Here is a 1820-nt window from a genome sequence, read left to right on the forward strand (position 1 = left end):
AGCTCATGCATTCCGGCGAAAGCATCAGGAGTGTCGTGCTGTACTGAGCGTAACTACCGGGCGCTCGAACCAAGCCGAAGCGCCACAGAACACGAGACGGTACTGGGCTTCGGCACAACAGGGAGGACACGAAATGGACACGTCAATTCGGATTCATCCGGCGGTGGATGGTGGCATTAAACAGGCCAGCCCGAACTTCGCCGGGGGCACGCTCGTTTGTGCCTGCACGGACAGGCCGGTCAGGGTGAGGATCGAGGGACAGATTGCCCACAACCACGCCTGCGGCTGCACCAAATGCTGGAAGCCCAGTGGCGCCTACTTCTCCATTGTCGCGGTCGTTCCGCATGACAAGGTGACCGTGCTCGAAAACGGCGACAAGCTGCAAGTGGTCGATCCGTCCGCGCTGATCCAGCGGCACGCCTGCAGGGAATGCGGCGTTCACATGTATGGGCCGGTGGAGCGGGAGCATGCCTTCCAGGGGCTGGACTTCATTCACCCTGAGCGATTCGAGGAGTCGGGCTGGGCTCCGCCCGGCTTTGCGGCCTTCGTATCCTCCATCATCGAATCCGGCGTCGATCCCGGCCAGATGGATGGCATCCGCGCCCGCCTGAGAGAGCTTGGCCTGGAGCCCTACGACTGTCTGTCGCCGGCCCTGATGGACTATGTCGCCACCTGGGTCGCGAAGAGGTCGGGCGCGCTTCCGGCTTGAGCAGACGGAGCCAATTCAACCCTGTCGGTGCGCTCGTCAAGGCGGCCGACAGGGCGTTTGTGCTGCAGCGTCCTTTGTGCGTCTGACGCACGGCGCTGTAGGCACTGCAAATCCGGGTTAAATCAGCTCTCTACAGGGAACTCTTCGCGCAGAGCCTAGTTTGCCCCACAGGTCTAACGGACGCTCTACCGTCCAAACAGCGAGCAAAGAGCAACATGTTGATACGTCTCATAGCAGTAACGGCCGTGCCGCTTCTGCTGGCTGCGCCGGCATTCGCGGACTGCCGTCAGGAACTCGACAAGCTCGGGCAAGCCATCACCTCCGCGGAAACGGGCGCAAGCGGCAGTGGGTCCGGCGCGCCCGTTACCGAGCACCAGGAAGAAGTCATGCCCGGCGAACAGAAGAAGGGCGCCGGAACTGAAATAACAGGATCGACCGGCACCCAGACGGAAGCGATTTCGCCTCACCAGGAGCAGGTAACCGGGACACGAACCGGTGAGAGTGCCGACAAGCCGAGCCAGCTCGTAGCAGAAGCCCGCAAAATGGCCGCAGCCGGCGATGAGCAGGGCTGTATGAAGAAGCTGGCGGAAATCAAAGGCCTGATTGGAGAAAAGTGAGGCCTCGTCTCCTCGGCGGCTGACCTGGGCATGGTGAAAGAGGCCGTGCCCATGTCCAGGACACGCTTACTCAGCAACCTTGTATATCTCAGCAAGGTCGCTTAAGTCCCAGTTCCCTCCACTCAACACCGCGCAAACTTTTTCGTCGGGCTTGACGTCTATGCTGCCCGCTAACAGGGCTCCGACGCCAATCGAGGCGGCTGGTTCAGCGATCAATTTCGCATCCTTGGCAAGAGTCCGCATCCCGGCGACGATGTGCTCGTCCTCAACGAGAATGATCTCGTCCACGTACTTTTCGATGATCGGATACGGGTTTTGGCCCGGAACACTTAACCTCAAGCCATCCGCAATGGTGTTCTTCAAGGGCAGCAATGTGCGCTCCTTGTTGATCCGGCTGTGAAAATACTTCGGTGTCAAGGCAGGCTCTGCGCCGATAACGCGCACCGACGGCTTCGTTTCCTTGATGGCCGTTGCGATTCCCGAGATCAGGCCTC

At 60.4% G+C, this 1820-nt stretch carries 3 protein-coding genes; 2 read left to right on the forward strand and 1 reads right to left on the reverse strand.

Going from position 1 to position 1820, the window contains the following annotated elements:
• Positions 1-133 precede the first annotated feature (133 nt).
• Together gfa and AYK65_RS17160 are read left to right on the forward strand one after the other, a co-directional pair.
• The gene (gene gfa / locus AYK65_RS17155; RefSeq protein ID WP_026617619.1) at positions 134-709 is read left to right on the forward strand and encodes an S-(hydroxymethyl)glutathione synthase; all 576 of its coding nucleotides are present in this window, start codon (positions 134-136) and stop codon (positions 707-709) included.
• A 215-nt stretch (positions 710-924) separates the two neighbouring features.
• Complete coding sequence (locus AYK65_RS17160; RefSeq protein WP_026617618.1) at positions 925-1326, forward strand: hypothetical protein; 402 nt, start codon at positions 925-927, stop codon at positions 1324-1326.
• Positions 1327-1392: 66 nt separating this feature from the next.
• Here the strand turns inward: AYK65_RS17160 and AYK65_RS17165 are convergent.
• The coding region (locus AYK65_RS17165) for a pyridoxal-phosphate dependent enzyme (protein WP_139793202.1) at positions 1393-1820 on the reverse strand (428 nt) is incomplete at its 5' end.

The sequence above is a fragment of the Ensifer aridi genome (assembly GCF_002078505.1).
GTDB lineage: Bacteria > Pseudomonadota > Alphaproteobacteria > Rhizobiales > Rhizobiaceae > Sinorhizobium > Sinorhizobium aridi.